Source organism: Pectinatus frisingensis (genome assembly GCF_014076555.1).
Taxonomy (GTDB): domain Bacteria; phylum Bacillota; class Negativicutes; order Selenomonadales; family Selenomonadaceae; genus Pectinatus; species Pectinatus frisingensis.
Genome location: NZ_CP045424.1, coordinates 1242088 through 1268609, shown reverse-complemented (window position 1 = coordinate 1268609; position 26522 = coordinate 1242088). Strand labels below are relative to the sequence as shown.

Below are 26522 nucleotides of genomic sequence, written 5' to 3'. Positions count from 1 at the left end.
CGTATATTATAATTCAAAATCAGATAAAAAATTCCTTCCCGATAAAGTAGATTATTATTCCCATAGCAACATTTTACCAAATAGTTACAATTCCGGTTTATTATTATCATCATCAAAATTTGCCGTACAATGCGGATAATTGGAGCATGCCCAAAAATAACCATTTTTCCCCTTTTGCCGTTTCAGCAGACCTTCTTTACAATGCGGACACAAATATTTTTTATCTGCCGGCTTCACTTTTTGCTGTACAGCATCTTTTTCTCTTGCCCGTCTGACCATGTCCAAGGCTGATACCATTCCCACCGAAAAAGCTGCACCAATTGGCTGTTCCTTTTTCATCACCACACGTGACAGTGCCATTTTCATATCCGGTTCGCCATTTTTATCATTGCACGTCATATGACATCGCGGATAATTGGAACAACCCCAAAATACGCCTTTTTTCCCAGTCCGCCTTACCATTATGCCTTTTTTGCAGAGAGGACAAATATGTTCGCCCAATATGGGCATGGCACTGTCAAAAGCTTTTTTACAAAGTAATTTAGTAAATTGTATTTGTTCTGCCAGAAAGTCTTCTACAGTTCCTGTCCCTTTTGCTAATTCATTTAGATAATCTTCCCATACAGCTGTGACATCCGGATAAAGCAGTTCATCCGGTAAAGCATCAACCAGCATATAAGCAGTTTGCGTCGGCACAAGACTTTTTTTCCGTCCTTCCGTCTTTAGCAGCTTACGTCGCAGCAAATCATCAATAATCGAAGCTCTGGTAGCTTCCGTGCCAATTCCATATATGGCCCTCAGTTTCTTTTTAGTCGCCTCATCCTTCACATATTTATGTATTTCCTTCATACCCGCCAGTAAAGTCGCCGGCGTAAAACGTGACGGCGGTTTGGTAGCCCGCTTGTCGACAGCTGCTGCAGCGAATTCGAGTAAATCACCCTTATTAATTACCGGAAGAATTGCGTTTTTAGTATCATCTTCTTCATTTTCCGACGGATGTTTTTCCGACATATACAATGATTTCCAACCTAGCTGTCTTTCTGTCCGTCCTGTTGCCTGAAAATTTTCTCCGGCAAATTTTAATGACAATTTAATTTGATCAAAAATATGCAGCGGATAAAATTGAGCAATATAACTCCTGGCAATAAGAAAATAAATATTTCTTTCCATAGCATTAAGTGAAGCTGTTTTTATCCGTACTGAAGTAGGAATAATTGCGTGATGGGCCGAGATTTTTTTATCATTCCAAGCCCGGCTTTTTATTTTGCTGTCTGCATCCGCTGCCCATCTTTGTAAATCAGTTTCACCGCATGCCTGTAAATTATTTAAAATTCCCCCTGCATCTCCCAATTGATTGACAGGTAAATATTCACAATCGGACCGCGGATAGGTCGTAAGTTTCCTTTCGTATAAATGTTGAGCCGTATCCAGCACTTGCTGCGGTTCATAACCGAAATGCCGCCCAGCCAAAACCTGCAATGAGGATAGAGAAAATGGCAGACACTGCGATTCTTTCTTTTCCGTTTTACTATAATTTAATACTGTTGCCTGATTTTTTTCTGCCGCAAATTTTGCCAGTAATTCATCTGCAATTGATTTATCGACAAGCCTGCCTTCGGAATCAAGCCCGGATTGTGCAGAATGCGCTTTCCAAGTGGTTCCGAAAGTACTGTCCACGGTTTTAAAATCCGCTTTTATTATATAATAATCTACCGGTTTAAAATCCTTCAATTCTCTTTCACGCCGCACAACAAGTGCTAATGTCGGTGTTTTTACCCTGCCTACCGGCAATACTAATTTATTATGTCCGGCTCTTCTGGCCGCCAGAGTATACGCTCTTGAAAGATTCATTCCAATTAACCAATCTGCCCGTGCACGAGCTAAAGCCGACAATTTCAACGGCAAAAAATTTTTATTGTCCTGTAAAACAGAATTAGCTTTTTTTATACTTTTTTCATCCAAAGCGTTTAATAAAATTCTCTTGACTGGTTTCGTGTTTTTAACATAATCCAAAATTTCATCAATTAATAACTGGCCCTCACGATCCGGATCACCAGCATTAACTATTTCATCAGCCTTTGCAATCAATGATTCAATTATATTAAATTGTTTTTTACATGAATCCTCAATAAGCATCTTCCACTTATCAGGTATTATTGGCAGGTCCTGCGCCCGCCATACTTTATATTTAATATCGTATTCATTGGGCTCCGCCTGACGGAGTATATGCCCAAAAGCCCACGTAACCACTCCGTCCGTTGTCTGTAAATAACCATCATGTCTTTTTATTGGACCGTTGAGACATTTTGCTATTTCATTTCCCATACTAGGTTTTTCCGCAATATATAACCGCAAATCAAACGCTCTCCTATCCAAAGTACTGCCAAAGCACAGCAATCAATCCTCTGTTAAAAAGACGGCTGCCGTTTTAATAACAACGACAGCCTTCATATCATATTATTAAATTTTTCTATAAAAATCATCCAAACTCTCATGAAAATTTGCATAATTATCTATAAATATATATTTTATATTATAATTGTAACTGTATTTATTTGCAAGTATACCAGCTGTTTTGTAGTTAGTGTTATAAAAATAAATTAAAACATATTGACTTTTTTCTATATGAAGTATATTCTATATATAGAATTTTTTCTATGTATAATTAATTACTGTGAGGTTTGTAATGGAACAAAAGTATATTGAAAACACAAAAATTATTAAAGCCCTTGCCGACCCAAAGCGACTGCGCATCATTGACATCCTCTCATGCGGCGAGTATTGTGCCTGCAAATTATTGGAAGAGTTTGAGATCACCCAGCCGACACTTTCCCATGATATGAAAGTATTAATAGATGCCGGTATAGTGAATGCCCGACAGGAAGGGAAATGGACAAACTATTCACTTAACAAAAAAAATCTACAAAATTTTTATAAAAATCTTGGTGAGATATTTTCTTCTTCAGCCGAATGCATTTGTCACACGAAAATTTCCAATAAACACTCTACACTTTGAAAAATCTTTGCACTTTCAGAGTGCTTAAATTAAAAATTTATTCAATAAAAAGAGGTAACATTTATGAAAACTATGCAAATATTTGAACCTGCCATGTGTTGTTCTACCGGATTATGTGGTGCCACAGTTGATCCTGAACTGCTTCGTATTTCAACCGTACTTGATATATTAAAAAAACATACCATATCAGTTGAACGTTATAACCTTACCAGTACACCAATGGCATTTATAAACAATAAAATAATTAGTAAATTTCTCTTTGATAAGGGTCCTGATAGTCTGCCAGTCGTTCTACTGGATGACAAAATAATTCTTATCGGCAGATATCCTGCCAATGCAGAATTTATAAAATGGCTGGATCTTCCTGCTGATCTACTAAATAAAATCGCCGAAAAACCGCAAAACAATGATTGTTGTACAGGAGGCTGCTGTTAAAATGAACATTTTTGATCCTCACCACGTTAAGCTGACAAAATATCTTTTTTATACCGGCAAGGGTGGTGTAGGAAAAACCAGCATTGCTTGTGCGACTGCTGTATCCCTTGCTGACAGCGGAAAGCGGGTATTACTGATCAGTACTGATCCTGCTTCAAACTTACAGGATGTTTTTTCAATACCACTTACAAATGAAGTATCATCTGTCCCGACTATTCCAAATTTATTTATAGCAAATCTTGACCCTGTACAGGCTGCCGCAGAGTATCGGGAAAACGTCATCGCCCCTTACCGCGGTAAACTGCCCCAGGCAGCTTTGGTAAACATGGAAGAACAACTTTCCGGTTCGTGTACTATAGAAATTGCAGCTTTTAACAAATTTTCCAATTTTCTTACGGATGATACGATACAAAAAACATATGACTATATTATTTTTGATACTGCCCCTACCGGTCATACCTTACGGATGCTGCAGCTTCCATCTGCATGGACCAGTTTCATTAGTGAAAGCACCCACGGTGCTTCCTGTCTCGGTCAGCTTTCTGGTCTGGAAAATAAAAAAACAATATATCGGCAGGCTGTTACAACCTTATCCAATAGGGAAATGACCACTATCATTCTTGTCACACGTCCGGAAATAACTCCACTTGCAGAAGCAGCACGAGCTCATGCTGATCTTTTTTCTCTGGGCATCAGTAATCAGCTTCTAATTATTAACGGTATTTTACCTGAACACCACGATAAACTTTCTGCCAGTTTATATAGAAAACAGCAAACAGCACTTAACTCTATGCCGAAAGAATTACAAATTTTACCTTGCTACGAAGTACCATTACGAGCTTATAATGTCACTGGTATTGAAAATGTGCGTGCAATGCTGCACAGTGACCATATAACAAAATGCACAGAAAAATTAACTATATCACAAATCCCCAATTTAAATGATATAGTTAATGAATTATCCGCAACTGATAAACGTGTTATTTTCACAATGGGAAAGGGTGGTGTAGGAAAAACCACAATTGCTGCCGCTGTCGCCTTAAACCTTGCCAACCGTGGTAAAAAAGTTCACCTTACAACCACTGATCCAGCTGCACATTTAAAATTTGTTCTAAATGAGACTTGTGGTATTACCATGAGTCATATTGACGAAATCAGAGAATTACAAAAATATCAATCCGAAGTCATCGACAAAGCCCACGCTGCAGGGATAAGCGATGCTGATATGGCTTATATTAAAGAAGATTTACAATCACCCTGCACACAAGAAATTGCAGTGTTCCGCGCTTTTGCCGAAATTGTAGCAAAAGCCGACGACGAAATCATAGTCATTGATACAGCGCCCAGTGGTCATACATTACTTTTATTACAATCGACGCAAAATTATGATCACGAAATCAAACGTACAAAAGGTGAGACCTCTGAGTCAATAAAGCAACTGTTACCGCGGCTTAAATCAAGTGAAACGGCAGTTCTTATCGTAACACTGCCTGAAGTAACCCCTGTCTATGAGGCACTGCGGCTGGAAGATGACTTAAACCGGGCGGGAATCCCGACAAAATGGTGGATCATTAATAAATCCCTGCAAGGTCTAAATACATCCAATCCTATGCTTACGGCAAAAGCCGAAAATGAAATTGAATGGATTAACCGCATCAACAGACATACTGCCGGTAAATTCAGTCTTATCACCTGGCACTATGATGAACTTAAGGGTGACTTGCTAATGACTCTTTAAACTAATGACTCTTTATAAAAAACAAAGGGGCTGTCGCATGAACATCATTGACCTCATAAGAATGCAACTACCACCGCTGCACGGTTTCCCGCTCTTTTAAAAGCGAGATAAAGCAGGCGGAATATTGCATATTTATGAATGAAAATGGTTGCATGTGACAACCCCTTTGCACATTCATTTTTTGTAACTATTAAAAAATCTTTTTTCATATTCATCGGGGTTGCGCGATATTTGAATATCGGCCTCAAACAAGCGATCCCAAGGGAAATCCACCTTTACGGCCCGTATTTGTAAAAATGGCAGTTGTTCATTAAAAAACTCTTGTGCCATCTGCTGGGCATCTATTTGTGCCGGTTCTATTTTATCTCCCAATAGTAATTTTGTTCCCTGACCAGGGAAAATATTAAGTGCTCTGGCTACTGTCTGACGTACATTAGCCTGATATAGCCAATCATCGACATAACGCATCAGCAACAGTTTATTTTTATCCTCCGGTTTCATGTGCAATGATAAAATTCCCTGACCGATGGACCAGCCCGTACTATTGGTTGCTGTATTCCAACCAGCATACGAATTTAATTTAAACAACAGATGCCGTTTAGCCAACAAGCGCATAAGAGCGTTGTCAGCTCCATTGGCATATGCTATATCGCCGACTGCCACAGGGATATCCATATTTATATACTGATCTATCTTATCCACAAATGATTCTGTATTGGCACGCGGATACGGTGAATTTGCTGCTTCTCCGGCTTCGTAAGTCCAACCGCTGACATTTGTATTTACCAATACTATCATTGCTGCTTTTTCTATCGAAGCAGTTGGTATTCCTCCTACCAGACATATTTCGGAACGAACCGAATTATCAATAGGTTCATCAGAATAAGAAGGTATTGTAGCCCCACCATACCCATTGGCATAGCTTATAGCTATCAACGGCTGATAATTATTAAACTTATTTATTGCCCTTGTAATCAATAATAACCCTAATTCATCAACACCTTCCACAATGCTAAATCTATCTGTTGACAAACCCTGGGCAGATTTTTCCAGCATTACTCTTTCATTATGTGTTTGGGAATATGGTGCGTTATCATCACACCCTAGTGCCAGATAGGAAACTATATCGTTGCGGGCCAGCTCGATCAATACCCTATTAGCCTGAAAGTTTTTTTGCCGTCGGTCAAGCCAATCGCCAATAACACTGCTTGGAATGCGCTGCCGCAGGTCCATCATTTTATTTAATTCATCACCGGAAAGTCCTGTTGAAATATCTTTATCCAGCAATGCTGTATACTGAAAAATATCCGCCCCATAAGTTTGATAATATTCCGGTTCTTCAGTTCCTGATGCCGCGGCATTTTTAGGAGTACGCATTATTGAAGAAAATACATATAGTGGCAGTTTAGGATATTTCTTATGTATTTCAATAAAATTATTGGTCCTTTGTAAAATTGTATTTTTAGCAAAGTCATGCTTACGCGATGCCACCAGGCTGCCATAGAGGAATGAATCAGATGAGACAACTGCAGCATCTGCATCTTCAGCATTATCCATTACCCATTTAAACAGGCCATCAGGATCTCCCGGTTCAGTACGATTCCCCAGCAATTGTTCGGGCGGTACTTTAATAATGACATTAGCCTTTTGGGCTACCTCCACTGTTTGTTTATCAGAAATAGGACGATTATCATGCGGTACGTATAGTATGACTTTCTCCTTTGGTTTTTTTGCTGACACAGTGGCTGCCTGTATGTTAGCCGAAAAAAAGCCAATCATAATGGCTGCCAGTATCTTCTTCCAATCCAACCGATTCAACACTGACAAAAATATATTCAAAAAATCCACCTCAACGTTAAATTCTCTAATGTATTAGAATATCATAAAATGTCATAAAAATAAATATATCCATGATACAACATAAAAATAATAATAACGTTATTTCCTATATTTAACACGGTATTTGCCCATTAAATAATAATATGCTGACTTGACATATAAATTCAATTATGTATAATGCAAGCGAGATGTCGATTTTATTATTTCATGGCGACATCATCAGGAGGATTTATGTGAAACTGCTGCTTATCGCTGTAAATGCCAAATATATCCATTCGTCTTTAGCTGTACGTTATTTAAGAAACTATTGCCGTGATCTTCCCTGCAGTATTGAAATCAGTGAATTTACAATAAATAATCACTTATTGGAAATAGCTGACCAGATTTTTGACAAAAAGCCTGACATAATCGGTTTTGATTGCTATATTTGGAATATTGAGCTGATAAAAAAATTGCTTTTATTACTCAATAAACTTTTACCTGATACCAAAATAATTTGCGGTGGTCCGGAAGTATCTTATGATACTAAAAGTTTTATGCGTAATTTTCCAATGGTCGATTTTGTTATCCGCGGTGAAGGTGAACAGCCATTGCATTCATTACTGTCCAGCCTGTTGGAAGATAAGCTTCCCGATACTATTCCGGGGCTTGCCTATCGCTGCAGCCAAACTGATGAAAAAATTGGTTTTCCTGTTGTCTTTCCTGACCTTAACAAATTGCCTTTTCCCTACTGTGAAAAGGACATTGCTGAACTTGGTGAACGTATAATCTATTATGAAAGCTCACGCGGCTGTCCATATTCCTGCAAATATTGTTTATCCTGTGCTACCAAAGGTGTACGCTACCGCGCAATCGATAAAGTATTGGCTGAACTTTCCTTTTTCATTGCCCACGACGTAAAACAAGTTAAATTTGTTGACAGGACTTTTAATGCCGATAAAAAGCATTTTATGCCAATCTGGGAGTTTTTATCTAAACAAAACTGCCGCACCAATTTTCATTTTGAAGTAGCTATCGATCATCTGGATGAAGATGCATTGGCTTTACTGAAACAAATGCCAACCGGCCGCATACAATTGGAAGCTGGTATTCAATCGACTAATACCAACACTTTAAAACAAGTCAGCCGCGTTAATAATTGGAGTAAAATAACAGCTAACATTCACACTATCCTTTCCCAAAAAAATATACACGTCCATACAGATCTGATAATCGGGCTGCCGTATGAAAACATGGTCTCACTGCATAATTCATTTAATGAAGCCTATGCTCTGCAGCCTGATATGCTCCAGGTAGGTTTCTTAAAGTTGCTTAAAGGCTCTGCCATGGAATCCCTGGTCACTGAACATAACTATGAATTTATGCCCACAGCGCCTTATCAGGTATTATCAAACAATTATCTGTCTGCTGATGAAATGCGATTTCTACGTACATTTGTTGAGGTATTTGATCTTTTTTATAATTCCGGACGTTTTAGATATACAATAAGATATCTTTGCAAATTTACACAAAATGATGCATTTATATTCTTCACCGCGCTAACACGATTTTGGCACAAACGGCAATTGGATAAGACACCGCACTCACCTAAATTGCTGTACAGCTATCTGGCTGATTTTGTCAATATCTGGCAGCCGGTTCAACGAAAAACAATCAATGAATTATTGCGCTTTGATGCTTTATGTTCCGACAGGGGACGATTCAAGGCTGAATTTTTGCCTTGGAGTGAAAAAAAACTACACAAAACGTTGGAAAATTTCTGGAAAAACTCTGTTGCCGTCAAAAAATATATTCCTGATTATAAATTCATTAATTGGCGTGATATAAAAACAAAATATCATGTAGAATATTTTACAGTCGACGTTTTACAATTTGAGCAGACAGGTGATATCAAGAGCAAAATGTCTCCCGTATTGTTTCTTTATACCAGACCTGCCGTAAAAAAAATTTCTATAGATCCAGGTGACTTATAGTATGGTATACTATACTTTTTCTGATTATCTAAAACAACGGTATGGTGAAAAGGTCTATAAGCTGCCTATCGCTTTACCGCTCACATGCCCCAACAGAGATGGGACATGTGGGGTAAATGGCTGTACTTTTTGCGGCTCTATCGGTACCGGCTATGAAAACCTGCCATCTTCAATGTCGGTCACTCAGCAAATTACAGCCAACAAAGCCCACATCATTCCTAAATATAAAGCTAAAAAATTTATTGCCTATCTACAAAATTTCAGCAACACTTATCTGCCTATAAACGATTTGATTCGTTATGCTGAAGAGGCGACACACGATGAAGATATAGTAGCACTATATATTGCTACACGGCCTGACTGTATAAATGAATATTACCTTGCCCGCCTCAATGATTTAAAAGAGCATCGCCATATCGATATTTGTATAGAGTTAGGATTGCAGACAGTCAACTACAAATCGCTGATCAAAATAAACCGTGGACATACACTGGCAGAATTTATTGATGCCGTACTGCGGATAAAACAATATAATATACAGACTTGTGCTCATATTATATTGAATCTTCCCTGGGATGACATGACAGACGTAATAGAAACCGCTAAAATAATGTCAGCCTTACGACTTGATCAAGTGAAGCTGCATGCACTTTATATAATTAAAAACACAGTAATGGCCGAACAATACCTTAACAATGAAATAAAACTTATTTCACTCAGTGAATATAAACAACGTGTTATCACCTTTTTAGAATATCTGTCTCCGGATATTGTATTACAACGTTTAATTGGACGAGCTCCGGCTGAAAATACATTATTTTCAAATTGGCATACCGGTTGGTGGAAAATTCGTGATGAAATAATTGCCGAAATGGAAAATAAAAATTTACAACAAGGCTTGCATTACAACTATCTCAACGGACAGGCTTTAAAAAAATTTATTGCTTATAATTGATAATAATTATAAAAGGGTGTATTATAAGCGTATATTATTATTCGTATTATAATTAGTACAATATGAAAATCGCAATTGTAAAGGAGAGAATGAAATGAACAAAAAAATGAAGACAATGGATGGTAATACAGCTGCTGCATATATCTCATATGCATTTACTGATGTTGCTGCAATCTATCCGATCACACCATCATCCCCAATGGCAGAAGCTGTTGATGCCATGGCTGCTAAGGGTGCTAAAAATCTTTTTGGTCAAAAAGTTAATGTAATCGAAATGCAATCTGAAGCAGGTGCTGCAGGAACTGTCCATGGTTCCTTACAGGCAGGGGCTTTAACAACAACATATACTGCATCACAGGGGCTTTTGCTGATGATTCCTAATATGTACAAAATTGCCGGTGAGCTTTTACCTGGAGTTTTTCATGTGAGTGCCCGTTCACTGGCCACTTCATCTCTCAATATATTTGGCGATCATCAAGACGTTATGGCAGTACGCCAAACGGGTTGTGCTATGCTCGCTGAAAGCAGTGTCCAGCAAGTTATGGATTTGAGTGCTGTTGCCCATTTGGTGGCTATAAAGGGACATGTACCTTTCGTAAACTTCTTTGACGGATTCCGCACTTCTCACGAAATTCAAAAAATTGAAACAATAGATTATAATGATTTAGGAAAATTACTTGATTGGGATGCAGTAGCAGCATTTCGTCATCACGCTTTAAATCCGGATCATCCCGTAGTTCGCGGCACTAATCAAAACCCTGATGTATATTTCCAGGAAAGAGAAGCTGTAAATAAATATTATGAAGCTATTCCTGAATTAGTTGAAGAAAGTATGCAGCAGCTCTCCAAAATAACTGGTCGGGACTATCATTTATTCAATTATCATGGTGCTCCCGATGCAGAACGCATCATAATTGCTATGGGTTCAGTATGCGAAACGGCTTCTGAAGCCGTTGATTATTTGAATTCACTGGGCGAAAAAACCGGCGTACTTACCGTTCATCTTTATCGTCCTTTCTCAATAAAGCATTTTCTGTCGGCTCTTCCTAAAACAGTAAAGAAAATTGCTGTAATTGATCGTACTAAAGAACCTGGTTCATATGGCGAACCATTATATCTTGATGTCAAGACAGCACTTTATGACAGTGATATCTCTCCGTTAATTGTCGGCGGACGTTATGGTCTCGGCGGTAAAGACGTAACACCCGATCATATTCTTTCTGTGTACGAAGAACTGAAAAAAGATTCTCCGAAAAATGGATTTACTTTAAGTATTGATGATGATGTAACCCATACATCCTTAACAAAATATCCGCAGGATCTTGACTTTACACCAGAAGGAACTACTGCTTGCAAATTCTGGGGATTAGGCTCAGATGGTACTGTCGGTGCCAATAAAAGTGCTGTAAAAATTATCGGTGACAATACCGACATGTATGCACAGGCTTATTTTGCTTATGATTCCAAAAAATCCGGCGGTGTCACGATGTCCCATTTGCGCTTTGGCAAACTGCCTATTCGTTCTCCTTATTTAATCAATAAAGCCAACTTCATTTCCTGCTCACAAGAATCCTATGTGCATAAGTATGACCTTCTTGCAGGTTTAAAACCAGGTGGCACTTTCTTATTGAATACTCACTGGACGGAAGAAGAACTGTCCAAAAATCTACCGGCTTATATGAAACGCTATTTAGCAAAAAATAAAATCAATTTTTATGTTGTTAATGCCGTAAAAATTGCCCAGGAATTAGGGTTAGGCGGTCGTTTCAATATGGTAATGCAATCAGCTTTCTTTAAACTTACCAACATTATTCCTATCGAAAAAGCCGTAGGGTATTTAAAAGATTCCATTGTAAAATCATATGGTAAGAAAGGCCAGAATATTGTCGATATGAACAACGGTGCTGTCGATAAGGGTATCGAAGCCGTTGTCAAAATAAATGTTCCCGCTAATTGGGCTAATATTCCTGATGAAGTCAAAGAAGAAAAATCAGTACCGACTTTCATTAAGGATATACTCGTTCCCATGAATCGTCAGGAAGGTGATAAACTCCCTGTAAGCGCATTTACTAAAGGTATGCAGGATGGTACTTTCCCTGTTGGAACAGCTGCTTACGAAAAACGCGGTATTGCCATAAATGTTCCTGAATGGATTGCTGATAACTGTATTCAATGTAATCAATGCTCTTTTGTCTGTCCGCATGCAGTCATTCGTCCTGTCTTATTAACTGAAGAAGAAAAAAACAATGCTCCGACAGGAATGCAGTTCAAACCAGCCATCGGTGCTAAGGATATGTATTTCAGCATTGTTATTTCGCCTTATGATTGCAGTGGCTGTGGTAATTGTTCACAGATTTGTCCGGCACCTAAAGCCAAGGCTTTGGAAATGAAACCTTTTGATACTCAGGCACCTAAACAACCAATCTTCGATTACGCATTCGATCCGAAAAAAGTCGCACCGAAAAAGAATCCAATGAATAAGAATACTCTTAAAGGAAGCCAATTTGAAAAACCATTACTTGAATTCTCCGGTGCCTGCGCTGGCTGCGGTGAAACACCATATGTAAAACTCATTACACAGCTGTATGGTGATCGCATGATGATTGCCAATGCTACTGGCTGTTCCTCAATTTGGGGTTCTGCTGCTCCTTCTATGCCATACACAACCAATCAAAAAGGCCACGGTCCTGCTTGGGCTAATTCCTTATTTGAAGATAATGCTGAATATGGTTTTGGTATGTACCTCGGTGCCAAAGCTGTAAGAAACACTTTAGCGTCTGATGTTAAATCTGCCATAGAACAAGGTGTGAGCACTGAATTAAAATCAGTCATGGAAACATGGCTTGACAAACTTGATGAAGGTGAAGGCAGCAGAGATCGTGCTGACTCTCTTATCAGTGTATTGGAAAATGAAAAGGGCAATGACGCTCTTTTGAATAAAATCTTTGATCAAAAAGATTTTCTGGTCAAACGTTCACAATGGATTTTTGGCGGTGACGGCTGGGCTTATGATATCGGTTATGGCGGACTTGACCATGTATTGGCTTCCGGTGAAGATGTCAACGTACTGGTCATGGATACTGAAGTATACTCAAACACCGGCGGACAATCTTCCAAGGCTACACCGGCAGCTGCAGTTGCAGAATTTGCCGCAACCGGGAAAAAGACAAAGAAAAAGGATCTCGGTATGATGGCTATGTCCTATGGTTATGTTTATGTGGCTCAAATTAATATGGGCGCCGACAAAAATCAAACACTAAAAGCTATTGTTGAAGCTGAAAGTTATAAAGGACCATCTCTTATAATCGCCTATGCACCATGTATAAACCATGGTATCAAAATTGGCATGGGTAAGAGTCAGATTGAAGCCAAACGTGCAACTGAAGCAGGTTACTGGGCTAATTACCGTTACAATCCTAACATGCGGGATACTGAAAAAAATCCGTTCAGTTTAGATTCTAAGGAACCTACTGCCAACTTCCGCGATTTTCTTATGGGTGAAGTTCGTTACAATTCCTTAAAACGTGCTTTCCCTGAAACAGCTGACTTGTTATTTGAAAAAACGGAAAAAGACGCAAAAGAACGCTTGGCAATATATAAAAAATTAGCAGGAAAATAACTTTTTTCCAGCAAACCTATTTTGTTTAGAATATAATTTTCAGTCGGCTGTTGCAGAAGTTGATTCAACCTCTGCAACAGCCGATTTTTTACAATATAATTAATAAAAAATACGAAATATCAATTTGATTGAGGGGCTGTCGCATGAACAGCATTGACCTCATAAAGATGCGATACACTATCACTACGCGGTCCCCTACCCTCCTAAAGGCGGACCAAAAGAACAAATATTGCATATTTATGAATGAAAATGGCTATGTGTGACACCCCCTTTTTTTTATTTAACAGAATTTTTAAATCAATAATAAATCACATTTAATCAAATCCGACATATTTTTAATTTGATACCTGCCGGCAAAATAATTATCTACAGCTGCATTTTATCATAAAAACTGCCACCCATAAGTTAAATTACAATTAACTTATGGGTGGCAGTTCATCATGTGAGATCATCTTGTTCTATTAAAGTGTTAAAGTAAATCATATTTTTTCAACGTCGACAGTGCCGCATGCTGTTCAGCTTCCTTTTTACTGCTGCCTCTGCCAATTTCTTCTTGTTTTCCATCTATGATGGCAACAAAACAAAATTGTTTGGCATGATCCGGCCCATCTTCCGAAACCAATCTATATTCAATATGCTTCCCCTTACTTTGAACAACTTCTTGTAAGATTGTTTTATAATCCTTAAGATTATATCCTTGTTCAACAGCTATAAAATCATCGTGTAATTTGTCAATAATATAATCATATGCAATCTGCCAGCCTTGATCCAGATATATGGCACCGATTATTGACTCAAAAGCATCAGCCAAAATCGATGGCCGCTTATCACCGCCAGTCAAACGTTCTCCCTTACCCAATAAAAGAAAAGAACCTACATTCAATTGTGCCGATAAATTTGACAAGGTAGCCTCACAAACAACCGAAGCACGGGCTTTGGTCATTTCACCTTCAGCCATTTGAGGAAATCTTTTAAATAGATATGTGCTTGATGCCAGCTCAAGTACTGCATCTCCTAAAAACTCCAGACGTTCGTTATGTTTAATACCGGATCTGGTTTCATTGGCATAGGAAGTATGCGTCAATGCGGTATTAAGCAATCCTAAATCAGTAAATTTAACACCTAGTTCATTTGCCAATTTTAATAATTCAACTTCACGTTCTTTGGAAAAATTCATTATAAACCCTGACTTACTTAAATTTCTTTACAAGAATTGCTGCATTATGTCCACCAAATCCTAAAGAATCTGAAATAGCAGCATTAATTACTCTTTTTCTGGCTACATTAGGCACATAATCCAGATCCAATTCCTCATCGGGTGTATCTAAATTAATCGTCGGCGGCATAATGTCGTTTTTAACTGTCAAAACAGTAGCAATGCACTCTATGCCACCAGCAGCGCCTAAAAGATGTCCTATCATCGATTTTATTGAACTTATAGACAATTCATAGGCATGTTTTCCAAAAGCTTTTTTGATTGCTTTTGTTTCTGTCTTTTCATTAAGCTGTGTCGATGTACCATGTGCATTTATATAATCCACATCTTCCAAATTAAGCCCGGCATCTTTTACAGCCATAGAAAAACATCTGGCCGGTTGTACTGCGTCAGGATCCGGACTGGTTATATGATATGCATCAGATGTTGATGCGTATCCGGCAATTTCAGCATAAATAGACGCGCCGCGTTTTTTTGCATGTTCCAAACTTTCCAAAATAACAACGCCCGCACCTTCACCCATCACAAAACCACTGCGATTTTTATCAAAAGGCCGTGACGCTTTTGCAGGATTATCGTTCATATCGGTGCACAATGCCTTCATCGAGGCAAATCCGGCTACAGGTAAAGGTGATATACACGCTTCTGTGCCACCGGCAACCATCACATCAGCTTCACCACGCTGTATTGTGCGCATTGCATCACCAATTGCATTGGTTCCCGTAGCACAAGCCGTAATTGGACAGGAACTTGGTCCTTTAAGTCCAAAATTAATAGACGTCTGGCCTGTAGCCATATTGGCAATCATCATTGGCACGCAGAAAGGACTTACCCTGTTTGGTCCCTTAGCCAAAATGACCCTGTATTGTTCATCCATAGTTTCAATGCCGCCAATACCGGTTCCAATAAATACGCCAATACGTTCCCGATCCTCTTTTGTCAGATCAACTTGTGCATCTTCAAACGCCAGTTTAGTGGCAGTAATAGCAAATTGTGTATATCTATCCATACGTCTTGATTCTTTTTTATCGATAAAATCAGATGCTGTAAAATCATTTATTTCTGCAGCAATCTGTGTTTTAAAATCACTGGCATCAAAATGGGTAATTCTACCAATACCCGATTTGCCGGCCAAAAGGCCTTTCCAAAATTCATCTTTGCCGATACCTATAGGTGTGACTGCACCTAAACCGGTAACAACTACTCTATTCGTCAAAATAATAGTACACCTCACCTTTAATTTACCATAGCAGCCTCGTGTTTCAGCCGCGCAAATATTTCCCTTACTGGTAATATCTCCTGTATTTTATGGATATATTCACCTGCAAAAACCAATCCTGTCTCAACATCTCCTTGTTGAGCTCTTTCCAATGCCTTTATAATACAAAAATTATGCCGGCAATTTTTTAGGCAATTATCACAAGTTCTTATCGGGACAGGTCCCTGCATTATTCTTTCAGAAAAGGGATTGCGTACAGCACGGCCTGGTAATCCAACCGGGCTGTGAATTACTACAATATCATCAGGCTCGGATTTTAAATAAAATTCTTTCAAAGCCGGTGCTGCATTTGACTCTTCACTTGCAGCAAACCGAGACCCCATTTGGACTCCATTTGCGCCCATCTTTATAAAATTAACAATATCTTGTCCTGTAAGCACTCCACCGGCTGCAACTATAGGCAAACTGACTGCCTGGCGAATCTCTGGAATCAATTTCTTGATTGAAATTGTCGTCCCCAAATGCCCACCGGCTTCTTTACCTTCTACTACAATAGCAGATGCACCAAGATTTTGAGAAATTTTCGCCAATTTAGCGGAAGATACAATTGGAACTATCGGCGTGCCCGATTCCTTACCTATCCCAAACATATCACGGGAAAAACCTGCTCCGGCCACAACCAGATCAATACCTTCCTTAATAGCAGTCTTCATTAATTCACTAAACTTTTTAGCAGCAACCATTATATTGACACCAATAATACCCGATGTTAAGGAACGGGCCAAGCGAATTTCATACCGTAATTCGTCATTTGTCATACCGGACGCAGCGATTAAGCCAATACCGCCTTCATTTGCTACTGCAGCAGCAAGACGTGCAGTAGACAATCTTATTGCCATACCGCCTTGAATAACCGGTACTCTTGCGATCTTATCGCCAATCTTTAATTCCGGAAGCTTCAAAATAACTCCTCCCATCAATTTTCGCCTATATAAGTTTAGGAAGCTTAAAAAGCTTCCTAAACTCATACTGATGATCTTATTTAGCCTGATCTATATAGGTTACAACATCTTGAACGGTTTTAATCTTTTCAGCAGCTTCGTCAGGAATTTCGATACCGAATTCTTCTTCAAAAGCCATGATTAATTCAACAATATCAAGTGAATCAGCGCCTAAATCGTCAATGAACGTGGAGTCGATTTTAACATCATTTGCTTCAACGCCTAATTGTTCTACGACAATATCTCTAACTTTTTCAAATGTCGACATGTGTTGTTCACCTCCCTCCATAAAATCAATACTTATGCCTTCTCACAGTTTCACATCACCATTCCGCCATCAACATTTATGACCTGTCCTGTTATGTAATCAGCCCTGCCGGAAACCAGAAACAGCACAGCATCGGCAACATCCTCAGGCGAACCCATTTTCTTTAATGGAATTCCATTGAGTATATTTTCTCTTGCCTTATCAGAAAGCACTGCTGTCATATCTGTAGAAATAAAACCGGGTGCTACTGCATTCACTGTAATACCGCGTGCAGCCAGTTCACGTGCCAATGACTTTGTAAAACCAATAACGCCTGCTTTTGCTGCCGCATAATTAGCTTGTCCAATATTGCCGGTCAAACCAACGACAGAAGCCATATTGACAATCTTCCCAGCACGTTTCTTCATCATCAGTTTAGCTGCCGGTTTACAGCAGTTAAACACACCTGACAGATTAGTATTTACAACCGCTGTCCAATCCTGCTGCTTCATGCGCGCCACTATTGTATCTTTGGTAATGCCGGCATTATTTATCAAGATGTCAATTGTACCATACTCAGCAATTACTTTTTCAATCATCGCATCTACAGCAGCTGCATCTGAAACATCAGCTTTAATTATAATCGCCCTGCCGCCATTTTTAATTATTTCAGAGCGCACGGCTTCTGCCGCGGCATCATTTCCCGCATAATTAACAGCTACAGCTGCCCCTGCAGCCGACAATGATAAAGCTATTGCACGACCAATACCTCGCGATGCGCCTGTGATCAATGCCACCTTGCCATCTAACAGCATTTTAGCGAACCTCCTGTAAATAATCAAGCGTTTTTTGCAGAGAGTCCATATTTTCTACATTAAGTGATGTTATAGTTTTATCAATCCGGCGGTTAAAACCACATAAAACTTTTCCTGGACCTGCTTCAACAAAAGTCTGTATACCGGCCTTTTGCATCGTCTGGATACAATCTTCCCATTTTACCGGACTGGCTGCCTGTTTAATAAGGCTTTCTTTTATATCGTCCGCTTTTATCAAAGCTTTCCCCGTGACGTTGGTTACTACCGGTATCTGAGCGTCTTTTATCATTATTCTATCCAATTCCACCGCTAATTTTTTAGCGGCCGGTTCCATAAGCTTGCTATGAAAAGGCGCGCTTACCGGTAAGTTTACACATTTTTTCGCACCTGTCTGCTTAAGTTTCTCAACAGCTGTGTTAACCCCTGCGGTAGTTCCTGCAATTACCACCTGCCCTGGGCAATTAAAATTGACCGCCTGAACCAAAGATGTATTCTTAGTAACTTGATCACAAACAGCAATTATTTTATCCCGATCCAACCCGATAACAGCAGCCATACCTCCCTCTCCGACAGGAACAGCTTCCTGCATATAAGTTCCGCGTCTGTTTACCAAATATACGGCATCAGAAAATTTCATGGCACCGGCGACAACTAAAGCTGAATACTCTCCCAGACTATGACCGCCCGTAATTTCCGGTATAATACCATGTTCCTTTAAAATAGCTGCAGCAATAACGCTAATAGTGAGTATCGCCGGTTGTGTATTAGCCGTAAGTTTCAAATCTTCCGCCGGCCCATTAAAACACATATCCATGATCGAATAACCTAATGCATCATCGGCTTCCTTAAACATTTTTTTAGCAATAGCATAGTTATCAAAAAATTCTTTTCCCATTCCAACTGTCTGAGAACCCTGACCAGGAAAAATAAACGCAAGTTTACTCATAACAAATTATCTCCCTTACCAAACTTAAATCTTACTCAAAACATAATAAAATCATTATTTATAATTTATCTTTACATGATTTACCGTTGCATCCACCTGTGAAACTATATCTTCAAGTATCTGCTTTACTGGTTTTATCTCAGTAAGCATACCACTGATTTGCCCAATCATTACAGAACCATTTTCGACATCGCCTTTATGTGTAGCCAGATTCAATTTGCCAGCACCTAATTCTTCAAGTTCAGCTACACTTGCACCACCCTTTTCCAATTCTTGGAATTTACGTGTAAGCCTATTGGATAAGACACGTACCGGATGGCCCGTACTTCTGCCGGTTACTACTGTAGATCTATCTCTTGCCTTTAAAACCATCTTTTTGTAATTTTCATGGGCAATGCATTCAGTAGAAAGCACAAAACGCGTTCCCATCTGTACACCAACTGCACCAAGTGCAAAAGCAGCTATCATGCCGCGTGCATCTCCTATACCGCCAGCAGCAATTACCGGTACGTCAACAGCATCAACAATCTGCGGAACCAGCGACATTGTAGTTATCTCACCGATATGTCCGCCACTTTCAAGTCCCTCTGCCACTACAGCATCCACGCCTGTCCTAACAAGCCTTTTGGCTAATGCCACAGATGCCACGACCGGAATGACCTTACTGCCAATTTCTTTCAACGCCGGTATATATTCTCCAGGATTGCCCGCTCCTGTCGTAATAACAGGTACTTTTTCATCCAATACTACCTGCATTACTTCTTTGACAAAGGGCGACATCAGCATGATATTAACACCAAACGGTTTTTGTGTCCATTTTTTTGTTTTCTGAATTTCAATTCTCAGCAGATCCGGCGGCATGTGACCTGCACCGATTATGCCCAGTCCTCCCGCATTAGAAACAGCAGAAACCAGCTCTGCTGTACCAATCCACGCCATACCGCCTTGAAATATCGGATACTTTATATTAAGCAATTTACACAAACGGTTATTTTCAAACATACTATTCCTCCCTAGACCATTTCATGATGCATGATGCCCACGTGAGACCAGCGCCAAAACCGACCAAGGCCAATATATCGCCTTTTTTAAATACTTTATTATGCGCAGCCTCAGCTAATGCTATCGGTACAGAAGCCGCTGAAGTATTGCCATATTTATCTAGGTTTACAATGATTTTTTCCATTGGTACTGCCAGACGTTTAGCCCCGGTTTTTATAATGCGTATATTAGCCTGGTGGGGAACAAGCCAATCTATATCTTTTTTTTGCAAATCCGCCTTTTCCAAAGACTTCAGAATAGTTTCGCCGAAAATCTTTACTGAAAAGCGGAATACTTCCCTGCCGTTCATTCTTAAATAATGAAGTTTATTCTCAACTGTCTCAATTGAAGCCGGGCAACGACTGCCACCGGCAGGTATGTCCAGATAATCACCGCCGGCACCATCTGCACCGAGATCAAATCCTAAAATACCGTATTCTCCATCCACAGCGCCATAGACAGCAGCACCAGCTCCGTCACCAAATATAACACAAGTGTTCCTGTCCTGCCAATTTATAAAACGTGATAATGTTTCCGCTCCTATTACCAATATTTTCTTATATACGCCGCTTTCAATAAATTGGGCAGCTACAGATGAGGCATAAATAAATCCGGAACAAGCCGCTGTCAAATCAAAAGCCGCCGCATGCGCAGCACCAAGCATATTTTGCAGCATACAAGCCGTTGAAGGAATTATCCGATCCGATGAGATGGTCGCTACTATTATCAAATCAAGTTCATCCGGAGTAATCCCAGCATCCTCCAAGGCCATCTTTGCTGCATTGAATGCCATATCGGATGTGGCCATCGTTTTCCCAGCTATTCGCCGTTCATGTATCCCGGTTCTTTCAACTATCCATTCATCACTTGTATCGACCATTTTTTCCAAATCAAAATTTGTCAGCTTTTCATCTGGCAAATAAAATCCTGTGCCGAATATACCAGCTCTATTTTTCTTTATCATCAGTCGGCATTTCCTCTTTTTGTATGTTTTCCCGTATGCGGTTCACGACATCCTGCTTAACATATTCACATGCCACACCAATCGCACTTTTAATTGCCTTTGCATTGGAACTGCCATGTGCTATTATATAACATCCATCGACTCCCAATAAAGGAGCCCCGCCGTATTCGGCATAATCTATTTTACGAGCGAACTTTTTCAGCGTTGGTGAAAGCAATAACGCCCCTATTTTCGCCATAATTCCGCCCTTTATAATTGTTTCACGCATTAATTTCAATAATGTCTTGGCCAATCCCTCAGCAAACTTAAGAACCACATTACCGACAAAACCGTCACAAACTACAACATCAAATCGACCATTGGTAATATCACGGCCCTCGGCATTACCCTTAAAATTAATAGTCCTCATATTCTGCAGCAATGGGTATGTGCCTTGAACCTGTTCATTTCCCTTAGTCGACTCTTCACCAATATTTAAAAGTCCAACCCGTGGTTTTTTTATCCCAAAAACACATTCAGAATAAATTGATCCCATGATTGCGCCTTGTACAAGATGCTTGGGTTTGCAGTCGACATTGGCCCCAGAATCCATAAGCAGTGTCACACTGTGCCCGGTAGGAATTGGTGTAGCTATTGTCGGTCTGTCAATTCCAACTATGCGGCCTAATATAAAAAGTGCCGACGTAACAGCAGCTCCTGTACTGCCGGCAGAAATTGCCGCATCACACTCACCGCTTTTTACCAATTGTGCCGTTACCACCAAAGACGAATCTTTCTTTTTGCGTACGGCAGCGACCGGATGTTCACCCATCTCTATTACTTCAGTAGCATGATGTACTGAAATTTTTAACTGATTCCAATCAGAAACTTTATTTAATTGTTCATATATTTGTTTTTGATCTCCGACAAGCACTATTTCACAATCAAAACTCCGGGCAGCATCAATCGCGCCAGCGATTATTTGTTCCGGGGCATAATCTCCGCCCATTGCGTCCAGCGCTATTTTCATGTTTAGCCTCCCTATGGCTTGCTAAAGTATAATATAAATGATTCTTATTCATTCGTTTTGTTATTATACTGGCTTTAAAATAAAATAGCAAGTAGAAACTTAATAAAAAGATTGATAATACCCTTTTATTCCTTATAGACAAAGCCTTCGGGCAAAATCTGCACAACAGTGATAATAATAAGTTTGTGCAGCATGACTGTTTATTGTATATAAATTTATACTTAATAAACAGCATCTGTATGATATCGAGTATACAAGTTAAAATCTGTAGGACAACAAAATATTCCTTAAATAAAATAATGAGCAAGATATAAAGTTATACCTTGCTCATGAAGATTATTATTCCGCAGAAATGACTTCCTTGCCATCATAATAACCGCATTCTGTACAAACATGATGCGGCATTTTAGGTTCATGGCACTGCGGGCATGATACTAAAGTTGGAGCTTCTAACTTCCAATTAGCACGGCGCTTATCACGGCGGGCTTTAGACATTTTACGCTTTGGTACTGCCATTAAAAACACCTCCTTAAAAATCCCAAATCAATGGATTTTCTTTTCCAATAGTTTTCCCAATACCGTTAAACGAGTATCTGCAGCTGCATCATCACAGTTGCACTCGCTCTTATTCAGATTCGTTCCACATTTGAGACACAAGCCTTTACAATCCGGTTTACAAAGGTTATTTATCGGTTGCTCTGCAACTACAATATCACGCACCAATTTTGTAATGTCAATAAAATCTCCCGAAAAAATATTCACATCCGGTTCATTTACAGACATCTTTTCCTTATAAACCTCTTTAAAAGTATGGACTTGTTTTTCTGTGACCTCTTCCAAACAACGATCACAGATAAAATGCTTGTCACATTCTATCGTGCCTTTAAAGCAATAGGATATACCAGTGTTTTCAACTGTACCACTCACTTTTAATGTGCCATTGATACGATAATCTTCAATAGGAAAATCAAATTTGTCAGCAGCTGCAGAAAAAGCAAATTTGTATCTTTTCCCATTAGCATTGTTTACATCGGATAATTTTATTTTCATCATAAGACAATAACCTCAACTCATTATAGCTGGCACTATATATTTTGTCAAATTGCTTTTAAAAAAATTTTATACTGCGTATTTTAACAACTTTAAGCCTATATTATAATAGATATACATAAAAAAATCACATCCATCAATTATAAACTCAAAAGGAGCTGTATAAATGAAAATATTTGCCGTCGTCGCTGAATTTAATCCATTTCATAATGGCCATAAATATTTACTGGATAAAGTAAGAATGCTCTACCCCGACGCCGTATTTGTCGCAGTAATGAGCGGCAGTTTCACGCAGCGCGGTGAAACTGCTATTTTTAACAAGTGGCAGCGGGCAAAACTGGCTGTCTTAGGCGGAGTCGACCTGATTATCGAATTGCCTGCAGTTTTCGCTCTGCGCAGTGCCGAAGGATTTGCTAACGGAGCCATCAGTTTGTTTGATAAGCTTGGTTGTGCAGATATGCTCTGCTGTGGCAGTGAAAATAATGATACCGAAATATTGACAACGGCCGCCAATATTTTAAACAATACATTAACAACATCCGTACTGCGGGAAAAAATAAAAAAAGGTCTCAATTATGCAGCTGCCGTTGATGAGATACTCACTGAACAATTACCCCAGAAAACCTTTTCATTAAAAGAACCCAACATGATTTTGACAATAGAATATCTGCGGGCCATAAAAAAATTAAATGCTAATTTAAATACGGTCATAATTAAAAGAACACATACACATCATAATGATACTGCATTTGCCGGTGAATTTTCAAGTGCTTCCGCCTTGCGCAGACTGCTGAAAAATGATAAAGACCATTTCAGCAAAATCAAACAATCCATACCGGCTGCCTGTTATCATTATCTAAGAAATATCAATCAATCAGACAGTATTTCTTCTACTGATAAATTGTCACGTATCATCATCGGTAAACTTCGTTCTGAATCATTAAATGAACTTCGCCAATTCAGTGGTGTAAATAATGGTCTGGACTTTAAAATATTGCAAGCTGCCAGTCATTCCGACAACCTGAATACACTTATTGATAATATAAAGAGCAAAAATTTCCATCGCAGCCGTCTGCAGCGCACGTTGCTACACATACTGCTTAATATTACCAAAAATGATTTATATGAATTTGACCAAACCGGACCGACTTATGCACGCATATTAGCTTTTAACAATAACGGCCGCATAATTTTACGACACCTAAAAAACACCTCTTCCATTCCAATTATTCTAAAAACGACTAATTCTATCTCACAAAAACAATTCTGGCAGCGTTCTAAGCTGACACCTATGCAAAAAATGCTTGCCTATGATATATTATCCTGTGACATTCATGCACTCAGCTATGCTCATATCCATCCCTCAGGCAGTGATTTTTTCACTTCGCCTATATATATTCCCTAACAAAAAGACTGTATTTCCAAATAATCTGCCAAGGAAACACAGTCTTTTATTATTACTCATATCCTTCACTCATCTTCAATAGCTATTTCTTCATAGGCTTTAACCGCAATATCAAATTCCTCATCACTTGGTGAAAAATATTCATCCTCACCTGCCGGATTTACCACTATCTTGGCAATAGTGATATTTTCATCATCATCTATTTCAAATTCATCATCTGTTTCAGATTCATCGTCTGTTTTTATGAAACGCAGTAAAGCATATCTATTCCCATCTGCAAAAAATTGCATTTCTTCATAAAAATAATGCTTTCTGCCTGTCTCATCAAGCATTTCAATTATATTGTCATCGACATCATCATCAATTTGCCCTGCCAATGGATTTATATATTTATCGTTCATTTCGCACTCCTATTAATTTACTCCGAAATCTTTAAACATCCTTTTTACATAGCGCCAGGCTTTTTCTGCCTGCCGAATTGTACTTTCCATTATCTGCGGATTCTTCACCACGGTCAGCAATAATTTTTTACGCCAGTTGCGATACTCAGCATCAAGCAACTGTAAGAATTCTTCCATTTCCTTTTGAACCGATACTTCCGGAATATTTGCCGGAACTATATTGCATTGAGCGCCCTCTATCTGAGCTGTATCGGCATAAAACGGAGCATAAACATTATATTTATATTCATCTTTTATCTTTTCCGCCAGTGATTGTATCGAAAATGATTCCCCATGTACCAGAAATATTTGCTGTGGTGCATTCATCTTAATATGTCCCAGCCAATCCAATATCTGCTGATAATCACCATGTGCAGAAAAACCATCCAATTGTGCAATACGAGCCCGTACCGCTACTTCCTCACCCAATATTTTTACTCGTTTAATACCGTCGATAAGACGTCTGCCCAATGAGCCTTCAGCCTGATATCCCACAAATAATACTGTCGACTCCGGCCGCCAAAGATTATGTTTCAGATGATGCAGGATTCGACCGGCATCACACATACCACTGGCCGATATTATAATTGAAGAACTTTCACTGCTGTTTAAAGCCTTTGATTCTTCAGCCGTACGACAAATTTTCACCTGAGGCATCTCAGGCAATTCACCGTTTTTTTGTAGCAGCTCAGCAGTTTTTTCATCAAATACTTTCATATTGTCTACAAAAACTTTAGTAGCCGCAATTGCCAGCGGACTGTCAACAACAATCGGCATTTCATCGATACGTTTTTCCTTCCACAGCCGATATAAATAATATAAAAGCGTCTGAGTACGTCCTACCGCAAAAGCCGGTATGATAAGATTACCCCCGCGGTCCATAGTATCATTAATTATTTCTGCTAAAGCGGATTCCTTATCATATACTTGGTGCCGCCTGTCACCATAAGTGGATTCGACAATAAGATAATCAGCATCGCTTATCAGTTCAGGATCTTTTATAATTGGCTGGTCCGGCTGCCCTAAATCACCCGAAAATACTAATTTAACCGGTTTTTCTGTTTTTTCCGCAATATATACCTCAACAATTGACGAACCGAGAATATGCCCGGCATCACGAAATATTACAGTAATTCCATCAGTTAAGGCAAATTTTTCCCGATATTCAACAGGCTTAAACTGCAATAGTGATTTTTGGGCATCTTCAATCGTATAAAGCGGTGCTATCGGTATCCGTCCTACCCGCAGGCCTTTACGATTAATTATTTCCGTATCACTTTCCTGAATATGTGCGCTATCCGGCAGCATTATTCCTGCCAGATCGCAAGTGGCCTTAGTTGCATATATATTTCCTTTGAACCCGTCCCGGCAAAGTTTCGGAATAAGACCGCAGTGATCTATATGCGCATGTGTCAGCAGTACAGCATCAATTTCTGCCGGTGAAAAAAGAAAGGGCCGATAATTAAGTTCCCGCAGCTGCCGACCGCCTTGAAACATACCACAGTCTATCAAGATTTTTTTCCCGTCCACCTCCAACAAATAACACGAGCCTGTGACAACATGTGCCGCCCCAAGAAACTGTAATTTCATTCAA

The 26522-nt window shown here is 39.3% G+C and carries 22 protein-coding genes; 7 read left to right on the top strand and 15 right to left on the bottom strand.

Going from position 1 to position 26522, the window contains the following annotated elements; translation table 11 throughout:
- Window positions 1-84: 84 nt before the first annotated feature.
- Window positions 85-2355 (bottom strand): DNA topoisomerase 3, encoded by a 2271-nt coding sequence (locus F8M42_RS05890; RefSeq protein WP_182188412.1) that lies wholly within the window; start codon window positions 2353-2355, stop codon window positions 85-87.
- A 331-nt stretch (window positions 2356-2686) separates the two neighbouring features.
- On the opposite strand from F8M42_RS05890, the gene F8M42_RS05885 reads away from it, so the two are divergent.
- The 3 genes from F8M42_RS05885 to arsA all read left to right on the top strand — a co-directional run bounded on the left by F8M42_RS05885 (window position 2687) and on the right by arsA (window position 5189).
- A complete protein-coding gene (locus F8M42_RS05885) occupies window positions 2687-3016 on the top strand; it encodes an ArsR/SmtB family transcription factor (protein ID WP_182188411.1) in 330 nt (109 codons plus the stop codon).
- A 63-nt stretch (window positions 3017-3079) separates the two neighbouring features.
- Complete coding sequence (arsD, locus tag F8M42_RS05880) at window positions 3080-3451, top strand: arsenite efflux transporter metallochaperone ArsD (protein ID WP_182188410.1); 372 nt, start codon at window positions 3080-3082, stop codon at window positions 3449-3451.
- A 1-nt stretch (window position 3452) separates the two neighbouring features.
- On the top strand, window positions 3453-5189 hold the full coding sequence (gene arsA, locus F8M42_RS05875) for an arsenical pump-driving ATPase (RefSeq protein WP_182188409.1): 1737 nt from the start codon (window positions 3453-3455) through the stop codon (window positions 5187-5189).
- A gap of 174 nt (window positions 5190-5363) precedes the next feature.
- Here the strand turns inward: arsA and F8M42_RS05870 are convergent, their stop codons facing one another.
- Entirely contained in the window at window positions 5364-7028 is a 1665-nt protein-coding gene (locus F8M42_RS05870; protein WP_182188408.1) for a DUF4127 family protein, read from the bottom strand.
- A gap of 233 nt (window positions 7029-7261) precedes the next feature.
- Here F8M42_RS05870 and F8M42_RS05865 point away from each other — a divergent pair, with 233 nt between their 5' ends.
- The 3 genes from F8M42_RS05865 (at window position 7262) to nifJ (ending at window position 13575) form a co-directional block, all read left to right on the top strand.
- Window positions 7262-9001 carry a B12-binding domain-containing radical SAM protein gene (locus F8M42_RS05865; protein WP_182188407.1) on the top strand — a complete coding sequence of 580 codons (1740 nt, stop codon included), beginning with the start codon at window positions 7262-7264 and terminating at the stop codon, window positions 8999-9001.
- 1 nt (window position 9002) lies between these two features.
- Window positions 9003-9956 carry a TIGR01212 family radical SAM protein gene (locus F8M42_RS05860; protein WP_182188406.1) on the top strand — a complete coding sequence of 318 codons (954 nt, stop codon included), beginning with the start codon at window positions 9003-9005 and terminating at the stop codon, window positions 9954-9956.
- Window positions 9957-10050: 94 nt separating this feature from the next.
- On the top strand, window positions 10051-13575 hold the full coding sequence (gene nifJ / locus F8M42_RS05855; protein WP_182188405.1) for a pyruvate:ferredoxin (flavodoxin) oxidoreductase: 3525 nt from the start codon (window positions 10051-10053) through the stop codon (window positions 13573-13575).
- 469 nt (window positions 13576-14044) lie between these two features.
- Here the strand turns inward: nifJ and rnc are convergent, their stop codons facing one another.
- From rnc to F8M42_RS05800, 11 genes are all read right to left on the bottom strand, one after another.
- The gene (gene rnc / locus F8M42_RS05850; RefSeq protein WP_182188404.1) at window positions 14045-14752 is read right to left on the bottom strand and encodes a ribonuclease III; all 708 of its coding nucleotides are present in this window, start codon (window positions 14750-14752) and stop codon (window positions 14045-14047) included.
- A 13-nt stretch (window positions 14753-14765) separates the two neighbouring features.
- Window positions 14766-16007 carry a beta-ketoacyl-ACP synthase II gene (gene fabF / locus F8M42_RS05845; protein ID WP_182188403.1) on the bottom strand — a complete coding sequence of 414 codons (1242 nt, stop codon included), beginning with the start codon at window positions 16005-16007 and terminating at the stop codon, window positions 14766-14768.
- A gap of 20 nt (window positions 16008-16027) precedes the next feature.
- A complete protein-coding gene (locus tag F8M42_RS05840) occupies window positions 16028-16972 on the bottom strand; it encodes an NAD(P)H-dependent flavin oxidoreductase (RefSeq protein ID WP_182188402.1) in 945 nt (314 codons plus the stop codon).
- Window positions 16973-17048: 76 nt separating this feature from the next.
- Window positions 17049-17279 (bottom strand): acyl carrier protein, encoded by a 231-nt coding sequence (locus tag F8M42_RS05835; protein WP_182188401.1) that lies wholly within the window; start codon window positions 17277-17279, stop codon window positions 17049-17051.
- A gap of 50 nt (window positions 17280-17329) precedes the next feature.
- Window positions 17330-18073: a 3-oxoacyl-[acyl-carrier-protein] reductase gene (gene fabG, locus F8M42_RS05830; protein WP_182188400.1), complete on the bottom strand. Its 744-nt coding sequence runs from the start codon at window positions 18071-18073 to the stop codon at window positions 17330-17332.
- A 1-nt stretch (window position 18074) separates the two neighbouring features.
- The gene (gene fabD / locus F8M42_RS05825) at window positions 18075-19019 is read right to left on the bottom strand and encodes an ACP S-malonyltransferase (protein WP_182188399.1); all 945 of its coding nucleotides are present in this window, start codon (window positions 19017-19019) and stop codon (window positions 18075-18077) included.
- 54 nt (window positions 19020-19073) lie between these two features.
- Window positions 19074-20021: an enoyl-[acyl-carrier-protein] reductase FabK gene (gene fabK / locus F8M42_RS05820; RefSeq protein ID WP_182188398.1), complete on the bottom strand. Its 948-nt coding sequence runs from the start codon at window positions 20019-20021 to the stop codon at window positions 19074-19076.
- Between the two features lies 1 nt (window position 20022).
- Window positions 20023-21021 carry a beta-ketoacyl-ACP synthase III gene (locus tag F8M42_RS05815; protein ID WP_326832821.1) on the bottom strand — a complete coding sequence of 333 codons (999 nt, stop codon included), beginning with the start codon at window positions 21019-21021 and terminating at the stop codon, window positions 20023-20025.
- Window positions 21008-22033, bottom strand: a complete 1026-nt coding sequence (gene plsX, locus F8M42_RS05810; RefSeq protein WP_182188396.1) for a phosphate acyltransferase PlsX — start codon at window positions 22031-22033, stop codon at window positions 21008-21010. The genes F8M42_RS05815 and plsX overlap by 14 nt, the downstream gene beginning before the upstream one ends.
- Before the next feature lie 339 nt (window positions 22034-22372).
- Complete coding sequence (gene rpmF, locus F8M42_RS05805) at window positions 22373-22549, bottom strand: 50S ribosomal protein L32 (protein WP_182188395.1); 177 nt, start codon at window positions 22547-22549, stop codon at window positions 22373-22375.
- A 27-nt stretch (window positions 22550-22576) separates the two neighbouring features.
- Window positions 22577-23086 carry a YceD family protein gene (locus F8M42_RS05800; protein WP_182188394.1) on the bottom strand — a complete coding sequence of 170 codons (510 nt, stop codon included), beginning with the start codon at window positions 23084-23086 and terminating at the stop codon, window positions 22577-22579.
- A gap of 163 nt (window positions 23087-23249) precedes the next feature.
- Between F8M42_RS05800 and F8M42_RS05795 the strand changes: the two genes are divergently transcribed.
- Window positions 23250-24488 (top strand): nucleotidyltransferase, encoded by a 1239-nt coding sequence (locus tag F8M42_RS05795; protein WP_182188393.1) that lies wholly within the window; start codon window positions 23250-23252, stop codon window positions 24486-24488.
- Window positions 24489-24553: 65 nt separating this feature from the next.
- On the opposite strand, the gene F8M42_RS05790 is transcribed toward F8M42_RS05795, so the two are convergent.
- On the bottom strand, window positions 24554-24889 hold the full coding sequence (locus F8M42_RS05790; RefSeq protein WP_182188392.1) for a DUF1292 domain-containing protein: 336 nt from the start codon (window positions 24887-24889) through the stop codon (window positions 24554-24556).
- 12 nt (window positions 24890-24901) lie between these two features.
- Window positions 24902-26518, bottom strand: a complete 1617-nt coding sequence (locus F8M42_RS05785; RefSeq protein WP_182188391.1) for an MBL fold metallo-hydrolase RNA specificity domain-containing protein — start codon at window positions 26516-26518, stop codon at window positions 24902-24904.
- Window positions 26519-26522: the final 4 nt, after the last annotated feature.